A 22,731-nucleotide genomic window follows, 5' to 3' on the forward strand; every position below is an offset into this window, starting at 1 on the left:
CTTTTCTTAGAAGCTCCGACTCCATTCACATTATTATTCTCCATTACAAAGAACCCCCAGAGCAAAACAAGCCAGCCGTACAACCAATCAATATTGTACCGGTTCTATACTTTCAGCTTTTCTGGAGGTCGAATATATCTGAGTCAATTTCATCATTGCTTATTAATGATCAATACACGAACGTTATTGTTAAAGAAGATTGAATTCTTAGTCAATGTATTTCCTTAACTTAGTTGATTGGAGCGGAAATCAACGTTGTTCGGATTTGAATGCTAAAATCTCTTTTTGAAATTGATTTAGCTATCAAAAATTATTTAATTGTCCAACAAAGCCCCATGGACCCTTCACCTAAATGAGTGCCAATGACAGGACCGAAATAACTAATACTAAATTCTACATGGGGATATTGCTTAGTTAATTCTGCTTTCCATTGTACTGCTTCATCTAAACGATTACCGTGAATAATCGTCGCTTGCAGACTTTTCCCTTTTTTTACATCCTCATCTAAAAGATCAACGATTCGTTTCAATGCCTTTTTACGAGAACGAATTTTTTCAAAGGGAACAATTACTTTATCCTGAAAATGGAGGAGTGGCTTTATACTTAACAAACTTCCAATTATCGCCTGCGCACTTGTCAATCTCCCACCACGTTGGAGATGAGCAAGATCATCTACCATGAAATAGGCACGCATATGCTTCTTCATCTCATCTAGCTCAGCAAGAATTTCGCTGGGTTCTTTTCCTTCCTTGGCCATTGTTGCCGCTTTGATCGCATAAAAACCTTGTGCCATACAACTAAGCTCTGAATCATAAGCATAGACTTTCGCACCAGCAATCGTATCACCTGCCGCAACCGCTCCTTGATACGTTCCACTTATACCACTGGAAAGATGAACACTAATAATCGCATCAAACTCTTTCGCAAGTTCAGTAAATAGCTTTTCAAATTCCCCAATTGGTGGTTGAGTTGTTGTTGGAAGCTTGTCTCCATTTCTCACTTCATCATAGAAATCTTTCATTGTTATATCAATCTCTTCTCGATACGTTTCTCCCTTAATGACAACACTAAGCGGAATCATATGAATATCAAGAGTTTCGCGAACATGCTTTGGTATATATGAAGTACTATCTGTCACAACAGCTGTCTTCATTGCTATCAACCTCATTTTTATATTTACTTTGTTCTCATCATTCTATCGAATAAACCTTCCTTTGAAAAGACAAATTGAAAGGATTATAAAATGCTTCCCATATCAGCCGTGGAGAAAGCTAGTTCAAAAGAATGTAACCCATTCCTAAGCAGAGAAACCAATTTAAAAGCAAGCCCCAAAAAAAAAGAATCTGTTAAATTTTTTAACAGATTCCTTTTCCATTTAGCGAACTTCTACCCAGCCGTTTTTAATTGCGGTGACAACGGCTTGTGTCCGGTCATTGACATTCATTTTTTGAAGTATATTACTCACATGGTTTTTAACCGTTTTTTCGCTTATATACAGAGTTTCTCCGATCGCGCGGTTACTTTTTCCATCTGCTAGTAATTGTAATACCTCACATTCTCTACTTGTGAGCAAATGAAGTGGTATTTGTACTTCTGGTTGTTGATATCCATGACCATCGTTTTGTTGGTTAGCAAGGCGACGGTATTCATTAACAAGCTTATGAGTAATTTTCGGATGGATATATGATCCTCCGTCTGCTACCACTTTTACAGCTTCAATTAATTCGTCGGAATCCATCTCCTTAAGCATATAACCAGATGCTCCTGTTTTTAAAGCATGTGTCACATATGCCTCATCATCATGAATCGACAAGATCATTGCTTTTGTATCAGGATAAGATTCAATCAATTGGCGTGTAGCTTCAATACCATTTGTATCCTTCATATTAATGTCTAGTAACACGACATCTGGATGGTGTTCTTCTACTAAGCCAATTACATCAGAACCGTCGTCCCCTTCCGCTACAACTGAAAAAGATTTTTCGAATTCTAGAATTCGTTTTACTCCTTCGCGAAACAATTGGTGATCATCGATAATAACTATCTTTGTGGTCATTTTTTCTCCCCCTACATATCTATCGGCAGTTTTTCTCATTTATTTATTTATTCTAATACTGGTACCTTTATATTGATCAATGTACCTTTATTAGGTGCGGATTCAATCTTTAAATCCCCTTCTAAAATAGCAATCCGCTCCTTCATACCTATTAAACCAAATGATCCATTTTTATTCACAGATGGATCAAAGCCTTTTCCATCATCTCTTATTACAACAGATACTCGCTCATTGCAAACTTGTAATTTCACTTTAATTTCTTTTGCATTCGCATGTTTAAGTGCATTATTAAGAGATTCCTGAATCAAGCGAAATAAAGCTACTTCATATTTGGAAGGCAAGCGCTTATCTTCTCCCAAATTAACAAATTGAATATATACAGATGGATGGTATTCACCCATAGTCGAAATATATTTTTTAAGAGTTGGAATTAAACCTAAATCATCCAAAGCCATCGGTCGTAAATCATAAATAATCCGTCGCACTTCATAAAGAGCATCACGAATCATTTCCTTTAAACTCTGGATTTCTTTAAATGCTTCATCAGGTCCTTGTTCAATATGTACTTTCTCTGCTATATCAGAACGGATTAATACATTAGCTAAAAGCTGTGCAGGTCCGTCATGGATTTCTCGAGATATTCGCTTTCTTTCTTCTTCTTGTGCCTCAATGATCCGTAATCCAAAATCTTGTTTCATCTTGGCGTCTTCTAAAGCGATCCCAATATCTTTAATATCACTTATAAGGTAATTTGAAATGACCGTGATTTGTGATACGAGTAATTCTGAACGGTCAATGGTTTCTTGTAGTCCTAGTAATCTTCTTTCTAAATCATCTCGTCTCTGTCTAAGTTGCTTTTCTAATTGTTCATTGACAATATACTGTGTGTGCAAATTATGAGCAAATTCATATACTTTTCGGACTTGTTCCTCGGAATAAGTCTTAAAGTTTCGGCTCACTTCTGAAAGGCGTTTTCTTGCATAACGCGATTTTTCTTCAAGTTCATCACTCTCAGCGATCACTTGCCCAACCTTTGTTTTGATCTCTCTTAATTCCGCAACAAGAGAATCATGATCTTTTCGACATTGTTCTCCAATCCGAAATATCTCATTTTTACTTTTGTCAACAGTATCTATCATTTGTTCTACAATAAAATCCAGTGCTTTTACATCAAGTTTTCTTAGTGGCATCTTCCCTTTGAAGGATACCCTCCTTTCTGGATTAAATTTATTTTACATTATTACGTAATATCCAACTATTTTTATGTCGTATTTTAAATAAAATCCATCTTAAAGGCTAATAACCCACAACTTACTTCACCCTAAAAGACCCATGTCAAAGGCTAATAGACCTATAAGCAAAAACTTGGATTCTATCTATTTTTACTTATAAACGGCTTCATATCTATTTCAATATTATATCACGGAATTTCGTCATAAATATTAAGTTTAGCTTACAATTATTTCGAAATAGATAGATGTGTTGCTTCTGTCCTAGTTTTTGCTCCGAACATAGAATCGTAATTCAAAAGTCAAAATTATGCAAGGTACTCTTCAGCTTACCTTGAACTACCCACCACTTAGCAATCTTACGAGTAGCTTGAAGTGGGGGATTCCTAAGTACAGAATCCGATCGGATTCTAATTGATTAGGCTATCCCCGTAGTCCCTACGGTTTGAAGTCTTATCGCTTCATCTCTTAGATTTTGTCCTGCGTTAATATCTCTGTCGTGATGTGTGCCACAAGAAGGGCAATCCCACTTACGAAGATTTAGATTCTTAACGTCTTTATTTTGATAGCCACAGCAAGAACATAGTTGAGAACTTGCAAAGGTTTTAGATACAGCAATTACTTCCTTGCCATACCATTTCGCTTTGTACTCAAGCATGGTTCTAAATTGTGACCAAGATACTTCACTAATGGCTTTGGCTAACTTGTGGTTCTTCAGCATATTTGATACTTGCAAATCTTCAATTCCTACAACATCGTGGTTTTTAATGATGTAAGTTGAGATTTTTTGTAAGTAGTCTGTTCTTGCATTGGTGATACGTTCGTGGATTCTTGCAACCTTGACACGTTGTTTATTCCAATTGAAAGAACCTTCCACACGTCTGGAAAGGATTCGTTGTGCGTTTGCTAATTTTTCTTCAAGTTTGCGTAGCCATTTTGGATTGGAGAATACTTTTCCCGTATTCAAAATAGCGAAGTCTTTTAACCCTAAGTCAACACCAACAGGGGAACCTGTTTTTTCTAATGGTTGTACTTCTGTTTCTGCAAGAATAGACACGAAGTATTTCCCACTAGGATTTCGTCTAATTGTAGCATTAAGAATACGCCCTTCTACTTCACGACTTTTGGAAAAGCAAACAAGACCAAGTTTAGGTAACTTAATTCTATTGCCTACAATAGCGATATTCCCGTTCGTGTGCTTGGTTGTGTAAGATTGCACTGCGTTCTTTTTAGACTTGAAGCGTGGTGCCTTATTTTGCTTTTTAAAAAATCGAGAATATGAATCAGCAAGGTTTTTAAGTGATGATTCAATAGCAATGCTATCAACTTCTTTTAACCACACTAACTCTTTTTTTAGTTGTGTTAATTGAGAAGAACAAGCGTTGTAAGTTAATCCTTTGCCTGTATCTTTGTAAGTATCATTCCATTGTGCTAGAAAATGATTGAATACAAAACGAGAACAGCCTATTGTTTTTGCAATTAGGATTTGTTGTTCCTTATTTGGATATATACGAAACTTATATGCCTTGTTGACTAACATTTATTTCACCTCATCTTTACGGAACATTCGTTCTAATTATACCATATGGAAGGACTTTAGCTACCGCCAACCGACATTCATCTCCCCCTTATCGTTGGGCTTTGCCCTTCACACGATTGAAGAGGGAGTCTTCTGTCGAAAAATGATAAAATTTTCGGAAACCTGATTAAACCTAATTGAAAACACGACTTTTATGATTTATCAACAAAAAAGGCAATTGGCCAACAAGACCTTTTGCCTCTTTCTTACTCAATCTTTTACCGCCCCAGCAGCAATCCCAGAAATAAATTGGCGACTAACAAATAAAAACATGATGATTAAAGGAAGTGTCGCCAAAAGGGTGCCAGCCATTATCATGCCATAATCGGTATCGTAAATCCCATTTAATTGGGACAAAGTAACTTGTAATGTGTATTTTGCAGGATCATTCAGCACAATGAGTGGCCAGAGATAATCATTCCAGACACCAATGAATGAAAAAATCCCGAGAAAAGCTAAAGCGGGTCGTAATATTGGCAAAGCAATATTCCAATACAATCTGAAATAATTACAACCATCTAAGCGGCCAGCATCAAGAAGACTATCATTAATGGATTCTTGCGAGAATTGTCTGATCCAAAATATCCCAAAAGCGTTGGCAATCCCTGGTACAATCAATGCTTTATACGTCCCAACCCAGCCGATCTTCGTAATCAAAATATAAGATGGAATAAACGATAGTTGAGAAGGGATCATCAGTGTGACAAGTAGCAGTCCGAACAACCAATTTTTTCCTGGAAAATCGAACTTTGCAAACGTAAAACCTGCGAGTGAACAGAAGAAGAGGACACATAAAGCTGAGACGACAGTTACAAACAACGTATTTAAGAAGGATTGGAAAAAATCAACATTATCTAAGACATTTTGTATATTGGTCAGTAATTCTGTTCCGAACACGAGCCTAGGGGGAAAACGTAAAATATCACTTGTTTGATTCGTCGCCATCACAGTTAACCAATAAAATGGAAAGACGGAAATGAACACTCCAACCATCAGTAAAAAATGCAAGCCTAGCGTTTTTAGGAGATTTTGAGTTTTATTCACAATAGCACTCCTTTCTTCCTTCACTTAGCTCCTGTTTTTTGCACGACCTTCCAGTTAATCAGTGAAAATAAAGCAATCAGGATAAACAAGGCCCAGGATACAACCGAGGCATAACCAAATTGATGATCAACAAATCCTTGTTTATACATATACAAAGTAATGGTGAGTCCTGCTCCACCAACTCCACCAGAATTTCCAAGTAAGACTTGCGGCTCTGTAAACAATTGCATGGAACCAATCGTAGTCATTAAGACAGTAAATAAAATAATTGGTCTTAATAAAGGAATAGTAATATAGAAGAATTGTTGAAAAATATTCGCCCCATCGATTTTAGCTGCTTCATACAAATCATTGGGAATCGCTTGTAACCCAGCTAAATAAATAATTGCATTATATCCTGTCCACCTCCAGACGACCATGGAGGCAATCACAAGCTTGATTAAAAAGCTTGAATCCAACCATTGCACAGGCTCAAAGCCTATAGTAGTGATTAAATAATTAAGTAAACCGTAGTGATTCCCAAAAATGGATTTAAATATTATTGTAACAGCTACAATGGAAGTGACATTGGTGACAAAATAGGCAGCACGGTAAAAACCTTTCATTTTGACAAATGTAGCATTTAATAAGAAAGCAATGACTAATGCGCCAAAAAGCATTGGAATGGTTGAAATAAACCAAATAATGAACGTATTACTAACCGCTTGCCAAAAAAGCTGATCTGTTAGTAGGTATTTGAATTGTTTTAATCCAACAAATTGCATTTCTCCAATGCCATCCCATTTTTGAAAAGATAAATATAATGAAAATAAGATAGGAAAGAGACCAAAAATGAGAAACAGTATATAAAATGGTGAAATGAACAAATAGAGAACTTTCTTTTCATATATTTCTTTCCAAACACTTTTCTTAGACGTATTTGTTATTCCTTGTTCAAGGCTATCCATTTCAACGCCTCCCTTATTCGTTGGCATTAGCACGATCAGGATAAAAAGAGAGTAATGGGACAAGAGTATAATGTGACGTTTCAAACCTTTCACCTTAGTGAAAAAATCCGTAGATTCCTGCGAGAAGTCGCTAAAGACGGTTACGTCCTGTGACCAATACCGACCACCGGAACATCTTGTTCATCGGATAAGCATCGATGAGTTCCCAAGTGCACATAAGGATCGAAGGTAAATACATGCCATCCAGGCGACAAGTTCTAAGCACAATGTCTTTGTTGGCTCATCTGCACTTCCTAACGCCTTTGTGACTGCCCTGCATCCTTGTTGCCCAGAGGAAACTCACCGCCGTCCACGGAAAGCGAAGTATATTTCCGGATTATTGTATCTTAATCATTCGCATTTTTCTTTAGTAAAAATCCTTCTGTCCCAATCTCTCCTTTATCAAGTTAGCGAGAAAGTTCTTTTTCCACTTGTTCGAGAACCTCTTGCCAGGCTTTATCAGGGTCTTTCCCTTGTTTGGCAATATCGGTTAAAGCGTCACTAAAAATTGTATTAACGCGAGAGTAATCAACCCCAAAGTACATTGGTTGAACATTTTTTGCTGATTCCGAAAATATTTGTGTTGTGTCTTGCCCACCGAAAAACTCCTCTGTTGAGCTCATTTTCTCGTCTTCAAACACACTTGGAGTGGATGGAAATAAATCCATTGTTACATAGGATTCTAATTGATTTTCGGGATTCATCATCCATTCAATTACCTTATAGGCTTCATCTGGATGTTTCGAGCTTTTTAAAATGCCAATAAAGGAACCTCCTTGATTTCCATCTCCACCAGGAGCCCTAGCAATTCTCCATTTTCCTGCAGTATCTGGTGCCGCATCTTTTAAAATATTTTTCACCCAAACGGCACCAATGAAGGAAGCTACTTGCCCATTATTCATGCTAGCATTCCATTCTGGGCCGTCGACTTCTGTATTGGCACTCAAGCCTTTCTCGTTAATTTCTACCGCACGATCCCAAGCTTCCTTAATGGTGCCCCCATCTCCAATAAACTGATCATTTTCATCAAAATAGCTCGTATCACTTTGACTTATAGATTGCGTGAACACACGATTAATCGTATCGAACATTTTTACCCCTGTGGCCGCTTCTACCTTCTCCCCAGCCGCAATATAATCATCCCATGTAGCAATTTCTGCAGAAACCTCTTCAGGATCTGTTGGCAAACCTGCTTTCGCAAAGATGTCTTCACGGTAATATAAGGCAGTTGGGGCTGTATCCATTGGTAAGGCAATTAAATTTTTACCATCAGGGGTCTGCGCATAATTCCATTTCCATTCTAAATAATCACCTTTAATCTCATCTGCCCCATAGTCTAATAAATTAACAAACTTATCATGATTCGGGAGAAACTCTGTTACCCAGTCATTTAAGGCGACAATATCAGGAGCACCTGTACTACTCGTTAAAGAGGTTTGTAATTTTGTCTTATATTCTCCACCATCAATTTTTTGTGCATTAATTTTAATATCAGGGAATTCCTCACTCACTCTTTTTATAAGATTATCATCAATCGAACGATTCCAATACCACAGGTTCAACGTTACTTTCCCATCCTTGTCTCCATCATCATTACCACCGCTACTACAGCCGACAAGTGTGAAAACAAATAATCCTAATAACAAGATCACTAAAAATGGTCCCCTTTTCATCCCATTCACCTCTACTATTATTTGAATTCCTATCCACGAGCTGAAACACATTCATAAAAAATCACATATCAGAATGGCCGGCCTCTTGTGAGAGGGATCTCGTTCGTTTCTTCCTCCTTCCCTAAAAGGAAAATCTATTTCAGAATATTGTATGGGCTTTCATTTAATATATGTCATGCATCTATTGTTATAAAAACATTTCAATTTCCGCTTTTTTGTCGATAACATGTACTTGATTCGAATTTCCCTTAAAAGAATATAAGTCTATGGATAATAGTTTTAAGTCTATTGGACAGATTTGTCGATACTCTTAATCATTTCTCATTATGTGGAGAAGTCTGATGGGAACTCTCGTTTACTCACTTGGTAGATGTTTGAAGAGCAAAAAGAAAACCAGCTGATCATTAAATGACCGGGCTGGTGTTTTTATCATTTTATTTTAGGGGAAGTGGAAATGAATGTGACTTAAATGGGAAAGTATCCCTTTTTTTCACAAATCTCGATTGCTTTGCAGAGACCGCTGAATAACTATTCCTTGATACAAAGCAGCCTCCATATAGGGAAGCCTCCTACGGAATTGATAATGCCTTCCTGAAGCGAGCCTGATGAGATTTAACCCCCACCCGCGTAAAGCAAAGGATATATGGACTGCGGTAGAGCCATAAGTTATTTTTAACAGCGCCCTTTTGCTTCCTGCAAAATAACCTTATTTCGCTGCAGCCGGACGTTCTTTTGCTTTATCCGCTTCCCCGGCATTTTTATTCGCGGCCTCCCGATCTTCGGCCATTTCTGCTACAGATTTCACCTTGATCCGTGCGGCACCTTTGTAATCAGGATTAGTTGGCAACAACTTTTCCGTAGCAAGGCGTTTTTTCGCTGCAGTCATTGCTTCCTCATATTGGGGTAACCATTGTTCTTGGGCTACAAGTAGTTCATCAACCATTTGCCAGATTTCCTGCGGGTTACAAACCGCTCCTGTTAGGGGATCCATCATCATCGCTTGACGAAGCAAGATATCATTTCCATGAACAGCTGCTTCAACGGCCAATCTTTGCACAGAAATACTTACATTACAAACAGCTGCACAACCTAATGGCAGATCACCTACTTGCGGCATATTAATACCATTTCGATCAACATATCCTGGTGCCTCTATGATCGCATCTGCTGGTAAATTAGCAATCACTCCATTATTTACCATATTAAAATGTCCTCTATATACCCGTCCTGTCTCTAGTCCCTCAATAATATAGGAACCATGTTCTTCACTACGGTTATCTGCAATAAACTCCATTGGTTTTTCTTTTAACCAGTTTGGAAAATCTGTTTCAAACCAATTTCTGCCCTCTGTACAGACCCGTAAGTAGCCACCGGTTTCCCCATTAATCCATGATCCTAAGTCAATCCAATCTTTGATTTCATTTGGGCGCTTACGATACCACGGAACATACTCACTTAAATGTCCATTGGATTCCGTGCTATAGTAGCCAAACCTGCGCAACATATCGATTCGAACTTTCTCTGTTTTACTAAATTCAGGATGTTGTTCAAAAGCTTCCAATAATTTCCCTGTTAAATCCTCACCCTTATGCTTGATACTGATATACCAAGTTTGATGATTAATCCCAGCACAAATAATGTCTACTTCTTTTTTCGGTAACCCAAAGGCTTCCGCAATCTGCCAATGACCACCTTGGACACCGTGGCAGAGACCGATTGTATTGACACCACCATAATGATTACAAGCCCAGGTCATCATAGCCATTGGATTGGCGTAATTAAGTAGTAAACAATCAGGGGCAGCGGTTTCACGAATATCCTTACAAATAGCGAGCATCTCAGCAATCCCGCGTTGCCCATACATAATCCCACCTGCACATAGCGTATCCCCGACACATTGATCAATTCCATATTTTAACGGAATATCAATATCGGTTTGAAAAGCTTCAAGTCCACCAATTCTCACGACGGAGAAAATGTATTTCGCATCTTTAAATGCCTCTCGCCGATCTGTCGTAGACTTGATTTTGATTTGCAAGCCATTCTCATCAATATCCCGCTGGCAGAGCTGTGTCACCATCTCAAGATTACGTTCATTAATATCCGTAAAAGCAATTTCAATATCATGAAATTCTGGCACTGTTAATAAATCGCGCATTAGCCCCCTTGTAAATCCAATACTACCTGCTCCAATAAAAGCTACTTTAAATGACATTGGACCACTCCCTTAAATTAAGTATTACCGAAAGTTTACCAATCTTTAAGTTTAGGTGCTTGTATCTTCATCACTTTCTTTAAGTATACTTGTTTAAAATTCTAACCTTTATTCCATTTTTCTATCGTACGGATAGAAGAACGCCTATAGGCCACTGGAGTGTTGCCAGTATATTTTTTAAACACTTGACTAAAATATTGACTACTATTAATCCCAACATATTGGGAAATTTCAATGATCGGAATTTCTGTGTCACCCAATAACATTTTCGCTTTTTCCATTCGAAAAGAATTTACGTAATCCATCAGCGAAGTCTGCATTATCCTTCTAAAAATACGATGTAGGTAACCAGGATGAAGATTAACCTCCTCCGCAATATCCTTTACCTGAATGTCTTGATCATAGTGTTGGTGAATAAATGCTAATACCTGATTGATGTATAGATTTGTTTGCTGATCCTCTTCCTTGCTTTCTAGCGCCATTCTCGCTAATTGAATTAATAATTGAGATAACAGAAGATGAACCATCAAATCTTGTTTTTTGTCACTTTCAAGTACGATATTTTTAAGAGTATGATAAATTTGATCAGAATCTTTTAAAACGAGATATGCTTTATTCAAAGTTAAAAATTTAGCAAATACCTCGTTTTTCTTTATTAGATCCCGAACACTTGGAAGCCGATCCGCTTTCTTCATAAATGTAAACTCAATATTTAACATTCTACATCGAGCATTTGCTCCAACAATTAAACGATGTGGTACATGCGCATCAAGTAAAATAAAGTCACCCTTTTTTAAGAGATGCCCCTCTTTTTTTAGTTCGACTATGCATTTTCCATCGATTACATACATAATTTCTACTTCTTTATGAGAGTGAAAATCCATTTCATACTCAGACCATTGTTTAAAATAATAAGCATTTATTTTGGGTACGAAATCCCTTTCACTCAATTGAGAATTAAATAGACTTGTCATCTACAGCATAGCCCCCTTGTCTTAGGCTTTCATTCATATCTATGGTATAGTTAATCTATATGGACAATTTCAAAACCATTCTATTAAATGGGATTATTCCTAGTAGGTGAACAGAGGATTTGTGCAAGAAATTTCACGATTGTCCACTATACCTTACTATAATTACTTTATCATAAATATGGAGGCCAGAATGAAAACTATTCCATCCTATTTTACAGTCAAGCAGCGTGGCGAACATGAAATCGTCATTCAAAAATCAAGATTTATTGCCCATTTTGCTAGAGTGGAAACGGAGGAAGAAGCTCAAGATTTTATTCAAGAAATTAAGAAACAACATTGGAGTGCAACCCATAATTGTTCCGCCTATCTGATTGGGGAGCAAGACCAAATTCAAAAGGCAAATGATGATGGAGAACCAAGTGGGACTGCTGGCGTTCCGATGTTAGAAGTATTAAAAAAGCGCGAATTAAAAGATACAGTTGTTGTCGTAACAAGATATTTTGGTGGAATCAAACTTGGGGCTGGTGGTCTCATCCGTGCCTATGGAGGGGCAACTTCTGAAGGATTAAACGCGGTTGGAGTTGTGGAAAGAAAACGAACTACGATTATGCATGTAAAAGTTGATTATACTTGGCTCGGCAAGCTTGAAAATGAATTACGGGGTTCCATCTATCCCCTAAAAGAAATTCACTACGCTGACACCGTCACCTTTGATGTCTATGTAAAAGATGCTGATGTACCTGCTTTTACCGACTGGATCACCGACATGACCAATGCCCAGGCAGACATTTTAGAAGGAGAAAAGCTATATTTAGAAACCGACATGCCACCACGTTAAGAAAGAACCTCATTTGAGAAATGGGGTTCTTTGCTTTTGGCATTCGGAGCACGATTTAGGAATGGAGCCTCGCATGAGTATGGGGGTGTTCATTTCAAATATCGGGTTCTCATCTTAGGTATGGGTTCTCGGCACGAATATGAGCTTCTAAGCCAAAGTATGGGTTTCCTTATTCGAAGTATGGGGTTCTCGGCACAAGTATGGGCTTCTCAGGATTTAAATGAAGTTCTTCTCCTAATTATGGGTTTCCCAAACCTAGTATGGGGTTCTCCACCAAGTTATGGGCTTCCTGGCATAAGTATGGGGTTCTCCACCAAGTTATGGGTTTCCTAGCACAAGTATGGGCTTCTTCGCTCATACGCAATCATTTATGATTTCCTATCTAAAAAGGATAGAACTTAAAGTCCTATCCCTTTCCCAAAAGTAAAACATTAATTTTCTAACGCACGTTTAGCAAGCATAAGCGCACCTGTAATGCCGGCATCGTCGCCAAGTCCAGGTGGAACAATGTATTGATCAATATTTCCCAAAATTTGCGGGACCGCTACATATCCGTTTAATAATTCTTGGACTTTTCCTTGAATGAGTGGGAATAGTTGCTTTTGCTTCATGACGCCGCCACCCATAATAATTTTTTTCGGAGAAACAATTAAGATGAACTGCATCAAGGCTTGGGCTAAATAATAAGATTCCAGTTCCCAAACTCTCTGCTCGTCTTGAAGTTCCACACCCTTTTTCCCCCAGCGCTTTTCAATGGCTGGTCCTGCTGCCATGCCTTCCAAGCAATCACCATGGTAAGGGCAGAATCCCTCATACTGATCATCAGCATGCCTTCTCACTAAGATATGCCCCATTTCTGGATGGGAGAGCCCTTGCAAAAGTTCACCTTGTACAACCGCACCAGCACCAATACCTGTGCCGACCGTTATGTATAAACAACTATCCACATCTTGCGCAGCTCCTAACATCACTTCACCTAGGGCAGCCGCATTCACATCCGTGTTAAATTCCATTGGCACGTGTAGAGCGTCCTTTAGTGTTTGTAGAAAGGGATAATCCTTCCATCCCGGTTTCGGGGTTGAAGTGATATTCCCGTATGTCGCACTATTTTTGTCAATATCGACTGGTCCAAAGGAACCAACACCCAATGCTTCAATTTCATGTTTTTTAAAAAACTCAATCACATGAGGTATCGTATTTTCCGGAGTCAATGTATCAAGTTGAATCCGTTCAATTAATGTGCCATCCTCTTTCCCTACTGCACAAACAAATTTTGTACCGCCTGCTTCAATAGCTCCAAGCATATGCTAACACTCCGTCTCAAATGTATTTATAGAGGTTGTTCAAATAGTTCGCCATGTATCACAACTCAAGGCAGAAGAGTTTGTCTAAATTCCGCAAACATCCTTAGTTAATGCAAAAGTTAGCGATCTCACTATGGCCTATCACCGCAAGACAAGTGATTTCTTCTACTCTCCTATTTGAACATGCATTAATATGATTACACCTATATTAACATAAATATAGGGTTAAAAATCAGCACTCATTCATTTTTTGATAATGATAAAGAGCACCTATTAGGCCTGCTTTATTCTTTTGCTTACATTCTTGTATTTTCATTTTAGTGGCGATCGCGGTTGGCACTTTGGCAATCTGCTTTTTCACATAAGGAATTAGCTCAGGGCGACTACTAATTCCCCCACCAATGACAATCTTTTCAGGAGCGAAAATATGCATCAAATTGATAATACCAATGGAAAGTCGATCATAAAAAGAATGAATGATTTCCATCACCTCTGCATTCTGCTCATCATACAATTCAAACCATTCTTCTCCTGTTTTCTCCTCACCAAAATGCTTATTTAAGCGGGCAACCATATTCCAAGTGGAAGAATAGCGGCTGAAATTACGTTGCTCTAATAATTCTGGGATATCCGCATGTGTATCCAGCATCATCAAGCCAAATTCTCCTGCCATCCCTTCTACCCCATGGACAATTTCATTGCGACTAAAAATCGCTCCACCGATTCCTGTTCCAATTGTGACACAAAGGAAGTTCTCACAATCTTGGGCATTTCCTTTCCATTTCTCTGCTAGGGCCGCACAATTTGCATCATTCTCTACCTCGACTGGCACACCAAGATCAGCTAGCTCCTCTTTTATCTTTACACCAATCACATCCAGTACAGCGCCAGCATATGACACATATCCAGTTTCCACATCTACCGCTCCAGGAATACTTAAAGCGAGCCCACTGAGTTCAGGATAAATTTCCTTCTGTTTAAAGAAAATCTCGCGGATTACTTTGAATATGGCCCCATCTCCTGTAGCAGGTGTTGGGAGTTTTTTCTCTGATAATATTTCAGCCCGCTCATTCATGACCGCAGTCTTGATCGAGGTCCCACCTATATCTAAAACTAAAAATTTCCTCATATTCAATACACCTCATTGCCGGCATTTAGTCTTCTCCGGATTTTGTTGCATCCTCTATTCCTCAAACCCACTTTGCTCAGAGACGGAACGATACCATTCGCCGCTTTTTTTGATCGTGCGTTTGAAGTTATTGTTTAGATCTAGTGAAATAAGACCATAACGATTTTTATAAGCATTTAACCATGACCAGTTATCGATAAATGTCCAAACATGGTAGCCTTTAACATTTGTTCCTTCTTCAAGAGCTTTATGAACCCATTTAAGATGGCTCTTATAAAATTCGATTCGATAATCATCTTGAATTTGGCCGTTTTCATCGATAAAACGTCCTTCATCTTCCACACCCATACCATTTTCGGAAATAAAGCAGGGAATATTACCGTAATTTTCGCGAACATTCACTAAAATATCGTAAATACCTTTTTCATAGATTTCCCAGCCGCGATACTTATTCATTTTCCGTCCATGCATCTCATGGAAATAATCAAAAAATCTTTCCGGTAAAAACGGGGCCTGTAAATTTGGCATATTTTCTTTTGCTTTAATTCGGCGTGGTTGGTAATAGTTAATTCCTAGTAGATCAACTGTATTATTAGCGATCAGTTCCAAATCACCTTCCAATACCTCAGGCGTAAATCCTTCCTCATCTAAAAGCTTAACTAGATCTTCTGGAAATTCTCCTTTTACAAATGGATCTAGAAATGAACGATTGAAGAAAAGATCCGCAATATGGGCAGCTTTTAAGTCTTCTGGATGTTGGCTACGTGGATAAGATGGTGTAAGATTTAAAATCACACCAATTTCCCCTGCATACCCACCATCACGAAACGCTTGAACTGCTTTTGCCCCAGCTAAAACAGCATGAAAACCTGCCTGTACCCCTTTCTTAAAATCAAGCTCAGCAGGATAATGAAAACCATATAAATATTGACCTTCAACTGGTACAACTGGCTCATTATGTGTAAACCATTTTGTCACTAAATCCCCGAATTGTTCAAAACAAATTTTTGCATAACGCACATATGCCTCTACGACCTCACGGCTTGTCCAGCCACCTTTTTCTTGCATCGACATCGGCATATCGAAATGATATAGGTTAATAAAAGGCTCAATCCCATTTTCCCGCATCGTTTGGAAAGCATCGCGATAAAATCTTACAGCCTCTTGATTGACTTCTCCATCTCCAGTAGGAATTAATCTTGACCAAGAAATCGATGGTCGAAAACTATTATGGCCAAGCTCTTTCATTAATTGAATATCCTCTTTATATTGGTGATAAAAATTAGATGTGTTTTCTGGTCCTACCTCATCGAAGAAACGATTTGGCTCTTCTTTATACCAATGATCCCAAATGTTTTCACCTTTTCCCCCTTCATGTGCCGCACCTTCCATTTGTGTCGCCGAGGAAGCAGATCCCCACCAAAAATCTTTTGGAAATTGATAGAATTGTTTTGTCATTTTTAAAGACCTCCTATTTTCACATAGAATCCCTTTTCTATGTTCTTGTACTTAAAGTACATCGTTCTCAACCACCATAAATACGGTTACTACTTTTTAAATGAATTACCAATGTATGCGGTTCCGATAAACTACATAATAATTTTCCTAGTATATTTTTAAAATGTTTCTATTTCTAGAAACTTATTGATTCAATCTAATTATATCCCACCCTCTAAATGAAAAGAAACTGGAGAAAAATAACTTTACCTGAAAAAATAAAAGCTTTAATAAAAAAACATAAAATCTTAATAAAGTTCCATAGCAATATAAGCGGATAAAACCTATAATAGCTTCGAGATCCTTTTTAAAAGTAATTCATCCATTCTCGGTCAGTAGGAAAACTCAAAAGTCTACTCTACTAAATAGAATAGACCCCAACTTGTTCTATCATTTTTGTAAAGCCCTTTCAAATACATAAAAAAAGGAGTCATGACCAGTGTATAATATTAACCACTTACTTAGTCGCCTAAGTGAATTTCAGACAAGAGATTCTATTTCAATAGAAAACTGGCAAACAAAGCGTGCAGAATATACGGAACCAGTAAAATACAAATTTAAAAATACAGAAACAGAAACTATCAATGTTGGTGACCATCTCATTGTTTCTGGTGAGACAATGTTTCTTGAAAATACGATTACCGTTCCAACTGAATGGATCAATCAAGAGATCGGATTGGAATTTCTTGTTGGCCAACCCAATGTAAAAACGAATCATGAAGCTTTATTATCCATTGATGGTAAGCCCTATCATGGAATTGATCGCAATCGTAGTTTTGTCCCCTTTCCCAAAAAACAAGACAGGCTTACGTATCAAGTACAAATCGAATTATTTAACCCTGTTGCCCAAGTTGTTGATCGTTTAAATTTTCAAAATGAACCTGCTGAACATAGTCCTGCACCATTATCACTATTACAAAGTAGACTGGTCTGGATGAATACAGCTGTAGAAGATCTGCTCATCACAGTAAAAACCTATTTTGAAACAGCCCAGTTATTACCAGAGGGCGATCTGAGAAAAGATAAAATTATAAAGGCTTTGACATCTTTAGCAGAACAAGTTCTTCATGAGCCTGGAGAGCAATTACATAACCAAGAATGGGTCCGTACAAAAGAAGAAAACTTGCTGAAGGAATTGAAAATGTCAGCAGATCCTGCAGCCGGAAAAATTCATATGGTTGGTCAATCTCATATTGACCTTGCTTGGCTATGGCCAGCAAAAGAAGCTGTCCGAAAATGTAGTCGAACCTTTTCTACTATGAGTACATTACTGGATCAGTTTCCTGAATTCGGCTATGTGCAAAGTCAGCCCCAAGCTTTTGATTTCATAAAGGAACATTACCCTTCTATTTACGAGCGGGTCAAAGAGCATATTACTTCAGGGAGATGGGAACTTGTTGGCGGTATGTGGGTGGAACCAGACTTGAATATTCCTTCTGGTGAATCCCTTGTTAGGCAATTACTCTATGGCATGACATTTTACCAAGAGGAATTTGGCATTAAGCCGCGGATCGAATGGCTTCCCGATACATTTGGTTATTGTGCTTCCTTGCCCCAATTATTAAAAAAGGCCGGACTGGAATATTTCATGACTACTAAAATGAATTGGAATGATACGAACCTATTTCCTTATGACCTCTTTCATTGGGTGGGAATCGACGGAACTAGTATTATCTCCTATTTAAATCACGGTGTGAACGAATATACACATCCGAAAGAAATTAAAGAACACTGGGATAGTTATAAGCAAAAAGCGGTACATCCCGAGCAGATGCTACTTTATGGCCATGGTGATGGTGGTGGCGGTGTAACGAGAGAAATGGTCCAATACGTTGAACGCTCTGAAAATCTCCCAGGCTTACCAAGTAGCACATTTAGTACAGCTCATGCGTTTTTTGATGGAATTAAGGAAGCTAATCCTGCCCTTCCATCTTGGAGTGGAGATATGTATCTTGAGCTCCATCGTGGCACCTACACCACCCAGGCCCATAATAAACGATGGAATCGTCAAGCTGAGGTGTTATACCGCGAAGCGGAAATTTGGGGAAGCTTTGCAACATACTTTAACCAAAACCAACAATTAGCAGATTTACATGATGGTTGGAAACTACTATTATTCAATCAGTTCCATGATATTATTCCAGGAACTTCAATTCCAGAAGTATATGAAAAATCGGAAGCTGATTATGAGGAAATTTTCCATATCGGTCATCATGCAAAAGACCAAGCACTGCAAATATTGGAAAAACAAATTGATACAAATGGAGACGGTACTCCGATTGTCATCTTTAATAGTTTGTCATGGACAAGAGCGGAAACAGTAGCGGTCAAAGGTGGAAATGAGCTATTCACAATGAGCGCTTATGATGAGCAAGGGAATTTGTTAGAATGTGATCTTCGTTCTATAGATGAAAAACAAGCGGAAATGTCTATCCATGTCCCAATGATCCCAGAAATGGGCTATTGCACCATTTGGTTGAAAGAAACTAATAGTGATCATCAACTTGAAAAGCCGACATTCACTGGGCACTGGGAAACTGAAATTTATCAAGTAGAATGGAATGCCAATGGAGAAATCACTCGTTTATATGATAAACAAGAAGATAGAGAAGTAGTGAAGCCTGGAGAAACAGCTAATCAGCTGCAATTTTTCCATGACCGTCCACCTTTATGGGATGCCTGGGACATCGATCCTCGCTTTGAAAGCCAAGTGGCTGACCACGTGAAATTACAGTCTGTTGAAGTCATGCAAAAAGGACGCACAAAAGATATTTTACGTTTCAAATGGTCTGTTTCCAACTCTTTTATCGAACAAGATGTTATTTTCCATCACCATTCAAAACGGATCGATTTTGAAACAAATGTAGAATGGCAAGAAGAACATAAATTATTAAAAGTTGCTTTCCCTGTTGATATTATAACGGATAAAGCTACTTTTGAAATTCCTTTTGGAACTGTTGAGAGAGCGACTCATAATAATACAAGTTGGGAAACAGCCCAATATGAAGTGTGTGGTCATCGGTTTGCCGATTTATCTGAAGGAAATTATGGGGTTAGTTTATTAAATGATTGTAAGTATGGATATGATGTGAAAAATCATTTATTAAGATTGTCATTATTGCGTGCACCAAAATGGCCTGACTCACAAGCCGATATAGGATCACATCAATTCACCTATTCTTTGTACCCACATCGCGGCAATTGGCGTGATGCGAATATTACAAGGAAAGGGTATGAGTTAAATCATCCTGTTACTGTCATCAAAACAGATCATCATGAAGGGAATTTACCAAGCCATCATAGCTTTGTAAAATCCCAAGCCAAGCATGTTGTATTGGATACAATTAAACCTGCTGAAGATGATAATGGGCTCATTATAAGACTTTATGAATCTACCGGTGGCAGAGAAGAAGCAAATCTACAATTACAGATTCCAATTAATGCGGTAGAAGAAACGAACTTATTAGAAGAGCATATGGCAAATATGCCTGTCATCAACGGACAAGTCCGAAACAAATACAAACCTTATGAAGTGAAGACGATGCGTTTGCAGAAATAGCTTTTAGTTGAGTCAATTTCATAATTGCTTATTAATGATCAATACACGAACTTTTTTGTTAGATGGCATTGAATTGCTAGTCAATGTATTTCCTTAACTTAGTTAATTGGAGCGGAAGGTGGCTACTCCAGGGGGATTAGCGTGACAGCTCACATAGCGAAGCTCACCGCCCCCCCCCCGGAAAGCGTCCACCTCAAGCGTAAATCAACGTTGTTCGGATTTGAATGCTAAAATCTCTATTATGAAATTGATATTTAAAATAAATATAAATGGATGTGAAATACGTGAAATATAAAGATCGCTCACTCCCGATAGAAGAACGGATAGAGGATTTATTATCCAGAATGACATTAAAAGAAAAAGTCGGCCAACTGAATCAAAAAATGTACGGCTGGGAGGCATATCAAAAAACAGAAGACGGGATTGAATTAACAGAATCATTTAAAGAAGAAGTAGCATTTGGTGATGGAATGGGCGCTTTGTACGGCTTATTTCGGTCAGATCCCTGGTCAGCAGTAACCTATGAAAATGGTATCCCAACTGATGAAAATGCCAAATGGGCTAATAAGGTCCAGCAATATATTATTGAGAATACTCGTTTAGGCATTCCAGTTCTATTATCAGAAGAGTGTCCACATGGCCATCAGGCTTTAGATGGAACTCTGATCCCGACAAATATCGGAGCTGGTAGTACATGGAATCCCGAACTAATGGAAGAAGCATATAGTTATGTTGCAGCTGAAGTCCGTTCAAGGGGAGCTCATTTAGGCTTAATTTCTACCTTAGATATTTTACGGGAACCTAGATGGGGACGAGCTGAAGAGTGTTATAGTGAAGATCCTTATCTAGCTGCAGAAATGACGAGTGCCGCAGTAAAAGGACTGCAAGGCGAGCGTACAGAACTAGCCCAACAGAATAAAATCATTGCGGTGTTGAAGCATTTTAGTGGGCAAGGTGAAGGTCAAGGTGGCCATAATGCCGGTCCTGCGAATATTGGTGAAAGAGAATTACGCGAAATCCATTTACCCGGAATGAAAGCTGGCGTAGAAGCTGGAGCCCTTGGATGTATGGCTGCTTATAATGAAATTGATGGAATTCCTTGTCATGCAAATGCAAAACTGCTGACAGGTATTCTTCGTGATGAATGGGGATATGAAGGTATTGTTATGGCAGATGGGGTTGCGGTCGATCGCTTAACCCAACTTGCTGGAGATTATGAATCTGCGGCTGCAATGGCCCTTTCAGCTGGTGTTGATTTAAGTCTATGGGATACTTCTTTCACCACTTTAGAAAAGGCTGTCGAAAGAGGACTAGTCCCAGAAGCAATCATTGATCGAGCTGTACGAAGAGTCTTACACTTAAAATTCTCCCTAGGTTTATTCGAACAACCTTATACAGCGGAAAACCTTTCTACACAAATTGTAGGGAGTGAATCTTTCAGACAGACGAACCTTCAAGTTGCAAGAGAATCAGCTGTCTTACTTAAAAATCAAGATAACCTCTTACCATTAAGTAAACAAACGAAAAGAATCGCCGTAATCGGACCGAATGCAGATCAAATTTACAATCAGCTTGGAGATTATACTGCCATTCAACGGGATGGCAAAGGCAGAACTATTCTTCAAGGCATACAAGAGATTGCTGAAGGTGAAGTTGTTTATGCAAAAGGTTGTTCTGTCCGCGGAAATTCCACAGAAGGATTTGCGGAAGCAATAAACGCTGCTAAAAAATCCGATGTTGTTATTCTTGCTTTAGGTGGTAGCAGTATGCGCAACTTTGATCTTGAATTTGATTCTAACGGCGCTGCAATTGTTTCGGGTAATCCAACAGATATGGATTGTGGAGAAGGAGTTGACCTTGCTGATCTAAGACTAGGTGGTGTCCAAGAATTATTAGTCAAGGAAATCGCCGCAACTGGAAAACCAATTGTAACGGTCTTAATTCAGGGTCGTCCACACGCGATTACAAACATTGTTGACGATTGCTCTGCCATTCTTTGTGGATGGTATCCTGGACAAGAAGGTGGACAAGCTCTTGCCGAAATCATATTTGGTGCTGTCAATCCAAGTGGAAAATTATCGGTATCCTTACCACGGTCATCCATGCAATTACCAGTTTATTACAATCAAAAAGACCAAGGGAGAGAACTTCAGTATATAGATTCACCTGCCTCTCCTTTATATTCATTTGGATATGGTCTAAGCTATACACAATTTGAAGTGAGTAATATTCAGATCAGTCCTTCCACTATTACACTTGATCAAATCAACGCCGGTGCTGTCATTGATGTACAGGTGGATGTGAAAAATATAGGATCAGTAGCAGGCGCGGAAGTTGTCCAACTATATATTAAAGATATGGAAGCAAGTATTACCAGAAGGGTAAAAGAATTAAAAGGCTTCCGGAAAATTTGGTTGGAGGCGAATGAACAAAAAACCGTGACACTGCAATTAAAGAAAGATGATCTTGCTATTTGGAATTATGAAATGAAGTTTGTTGTGGAACCAGGCCATATAAAAATAATGGTAGGAAATGATTCTATCAATCTCAAGGAAACCATTCTAACAATAAAATAATCTTCGTTGGAAAGGCAAAGCAACACTGAAACTTTACAGGTGGACAAATAAAAAAATGAACTAAGGGCTTAG

15 protein-coding genes are annotated in these 22,731 nt (G+C 38.4%); 3 read left to right on the top strand and 12 right to left on the bottom strand.

The features are described 5' to 3' along the window. Positions 1–310: 310 nt before the first annotated feature. The 9 genes from J2Z23_RS01470 to J2Z23_RS01510 form a co-directional block, all read right to left on the bottom strand. Positions 311–1,153 (bottom strand): DegV family protein, encoded by an 843-nt coding sequence (locus J2Z23_RS01470; protein WP_209973047.1) that lies wholly within the window; start codon positions 1,151–1,153, stop codon positions 311–313. Positions 1,154–1,375: 222 nt separating this feature from the next. Further along, the gene (locus tag J2Z23_RS01475; RefSeq protein ID WP_064467969.1) at positions 1,376–2,056 is read right to left on the bottom strand and encodes a response regulator; all 681 of its coding nucleotides are present in this window, start codon (positions 2,054–2,056) and stop codon (positions 1,376–1,378) included. A 47-nt stretch (positions 2,057–2,103) separates the two neighbouring features. After that, the gene (locus tag J2Z23_RS01480; protein ID WP_064467968.1) at positions 2,104–3,246 is read right to left on the bottom strand and encodes a sensor histidine kinase; all 1,143 of its coding nucleotides are present in this window, start codon (positions 3,244–3,246) and stop codon (positions 2,104–2,106) included. A gap of 457 nt (positions 3,247–3,703) precedes the next feature. Continuing rightward, the gene (gene tnpB / locus J2Z23_RS01485) at positions 3,704–4,825 is read right to left on the bottom strand and encodes an IS200/IS605 family element RNA-guided endonuclease TnpB (RefSeq protein ID WP_209973048.1); all 1,122 of its coding nucleotides are present in this window, start codon (positions 4,823–4,825) and stop codon (positions 3,704–3,706) included. Positions 4,826–5,074: 249 nt separating this feature from the next. Further along, entirely contained in the window at positions 5,075–5,857 is a 783-nt protein-coding gene (locus J2Z23_RS01490) for a carbohydrate ABC transporter permease (RefSeq protein ID WP_209973104.1), read from the bottom strand. A gap of 71 nt (positions 5,858–5,928) precedes the next feature. Continuing rightward, positions 5,929–6,855 carry a carbohydrate ABC transporter permease gene (locus J2Z23_RS01495; RefSeq protein ID WP_057983832.1) on the bottom strand — a complete coding sequence of 309 codons (927 nt, stop codon included), beginning with the start codon at positions 6,853–6,855 and terminating at the stop codon, positions 5,929–5,931. A gap of 446 nt (positions 6,856–7,301) precedes the next feature. Then, the gene (locus J2Z23_RS01500) at positions 7,302–8,546 is read right to left on the bottom strand and encodes an ABC transporter substrate-binding protein (RefSeq protein WP_338018403.1); all 1,245 of its coding nucleotides are present in this window, start codon (positions 8,544–8,546) and stop codon (positions 7,302–7,304) included. 727 nt (positions 8,547–9,273) lie between these two features. Further along, entirely contained in the window at positions 9,274–10,782 is a 1,509-nt protein-coding gene (gene melA / locus J2Z23_RS01505) for an alpha-glucosidase/alpha-galactosidase (RefSeq protein WP_158320805.1), read from the bottom strand. 101 nt (positions 10,783–10,883) lie between these two features. Next, entirely contained in the window at positions 10,884–11,756 is an 873-nt protein-coding gene (locus tag J2Z23_RS01510) for an AraC family transcriptional regulator (RefSeq protein WP_191967345.1), read from the bottom strand. Between the two features lie 190 nt (positions 11,757–11,946). Here J2Z23_RS01510 and J2Z23_RS01515 point away from each other — a divergent pair, with 190 nt between their 5' ends. Beyond that, the gene (locus tag J2Z23_RS01515) at positions 11,947–12,594 is read left to right on the top strand and encodes a YigZ family protein (protein ID WP_064467965.1); all 648 of its coding nucleotides are present in this window, start codon (positions 11,947–11,949) and stop codon (positions 12,592–12,594) included. A 431-nt stretch (positions 12,595–13,025) separates the two neighbouring features. Here J2Z23_RS01515 and J2Z23_RS01520 read toward each other — a convergent pair whose 3' ends face one another. The 3 genes from J2Z23_RS01520 to J2Z23_RS01530 form a co-directional block, all read right to left on the bottom strand. Beyond that, on the bottom strand, positions 13,026–13,898 hold the full coding sequence (locus J2Z23_RS01520; RefSeq protein ID WP_057983818.1) for an ROK family protein: 873 nt from the start codon (positions 13,896–13,898) through the stop codon (positions 13,026–13,028). Between the two features lie 232 nt (positions 13,899–14,130). Continuing rightward, positions 14,131–15,027: an ROK family protein gene (locus tag J2Z23_RS01525; RefSeq protein WP_057983816.1), complete on the bottom strand. Its 897-nt coding sequence runs from the start codon at positions 15,025–15,027 to the stop codon at positions 14,131–14,133. Between the two features lie 54 nt (positions 15,028–15,081). Beyond that, on the bottom strand, positions 15,082–16,485 hold the full coding sequence (locus tag J2Z23_RS01530; RefSeq protein WP_158320803.1) for a glycoside hydrolase family 1 protein: 1,404 nt from the start codon (positions 16,483–16,485) through the stop codon (positions 15,082–15,084). Positions 16,486–16,963: 478 nt separating this feature from the next. Here J2Z23_RS01530 and J2Z23_RS01535 point away from each other — a divergent pair, with 478 nt between their 5' ends. Beyond that, positions 16,964–20,083 carry an alpha-mannosidase gene (locus tag J2Z23_RS01535; RefSeq protein WP_209973051.1) on the top strand — a complete coding sequence of 1,040 codons (3,120 nt, stop codon included), beginning with the start codon at positions 16,964–16,966 and terminating at the stop codon, positions 20,081–20,083. A gap of 269 nt (positions 20,084–20,352) precedes the next feature. After that, positions 20,353–22,659: a glycoside hydrolase family 3 N-terminal domain-containing protein gene (locus J2Z23_RS01540; RefSeq protein WP_209973053.1), complete on the top strand. Its 2,307-nt coding sequence runs from the start codon at positions 20,353–20,355 to the stop codon at positions 22,657–22,659. Positions 22,660–22,731: the final 72 nt, after the last annotated feature.

Origin of the sequence: Lederbergia galactosidilytica, assembly GCF_017873565.1 — a bacterium.
Taxonomy (GTDB): domain Bacteria; phylum Bacillota; class Bacilli; order Bacillales; family Bacillaceae_C; genus Lederbergia; species Lederbergia galactosidilytica.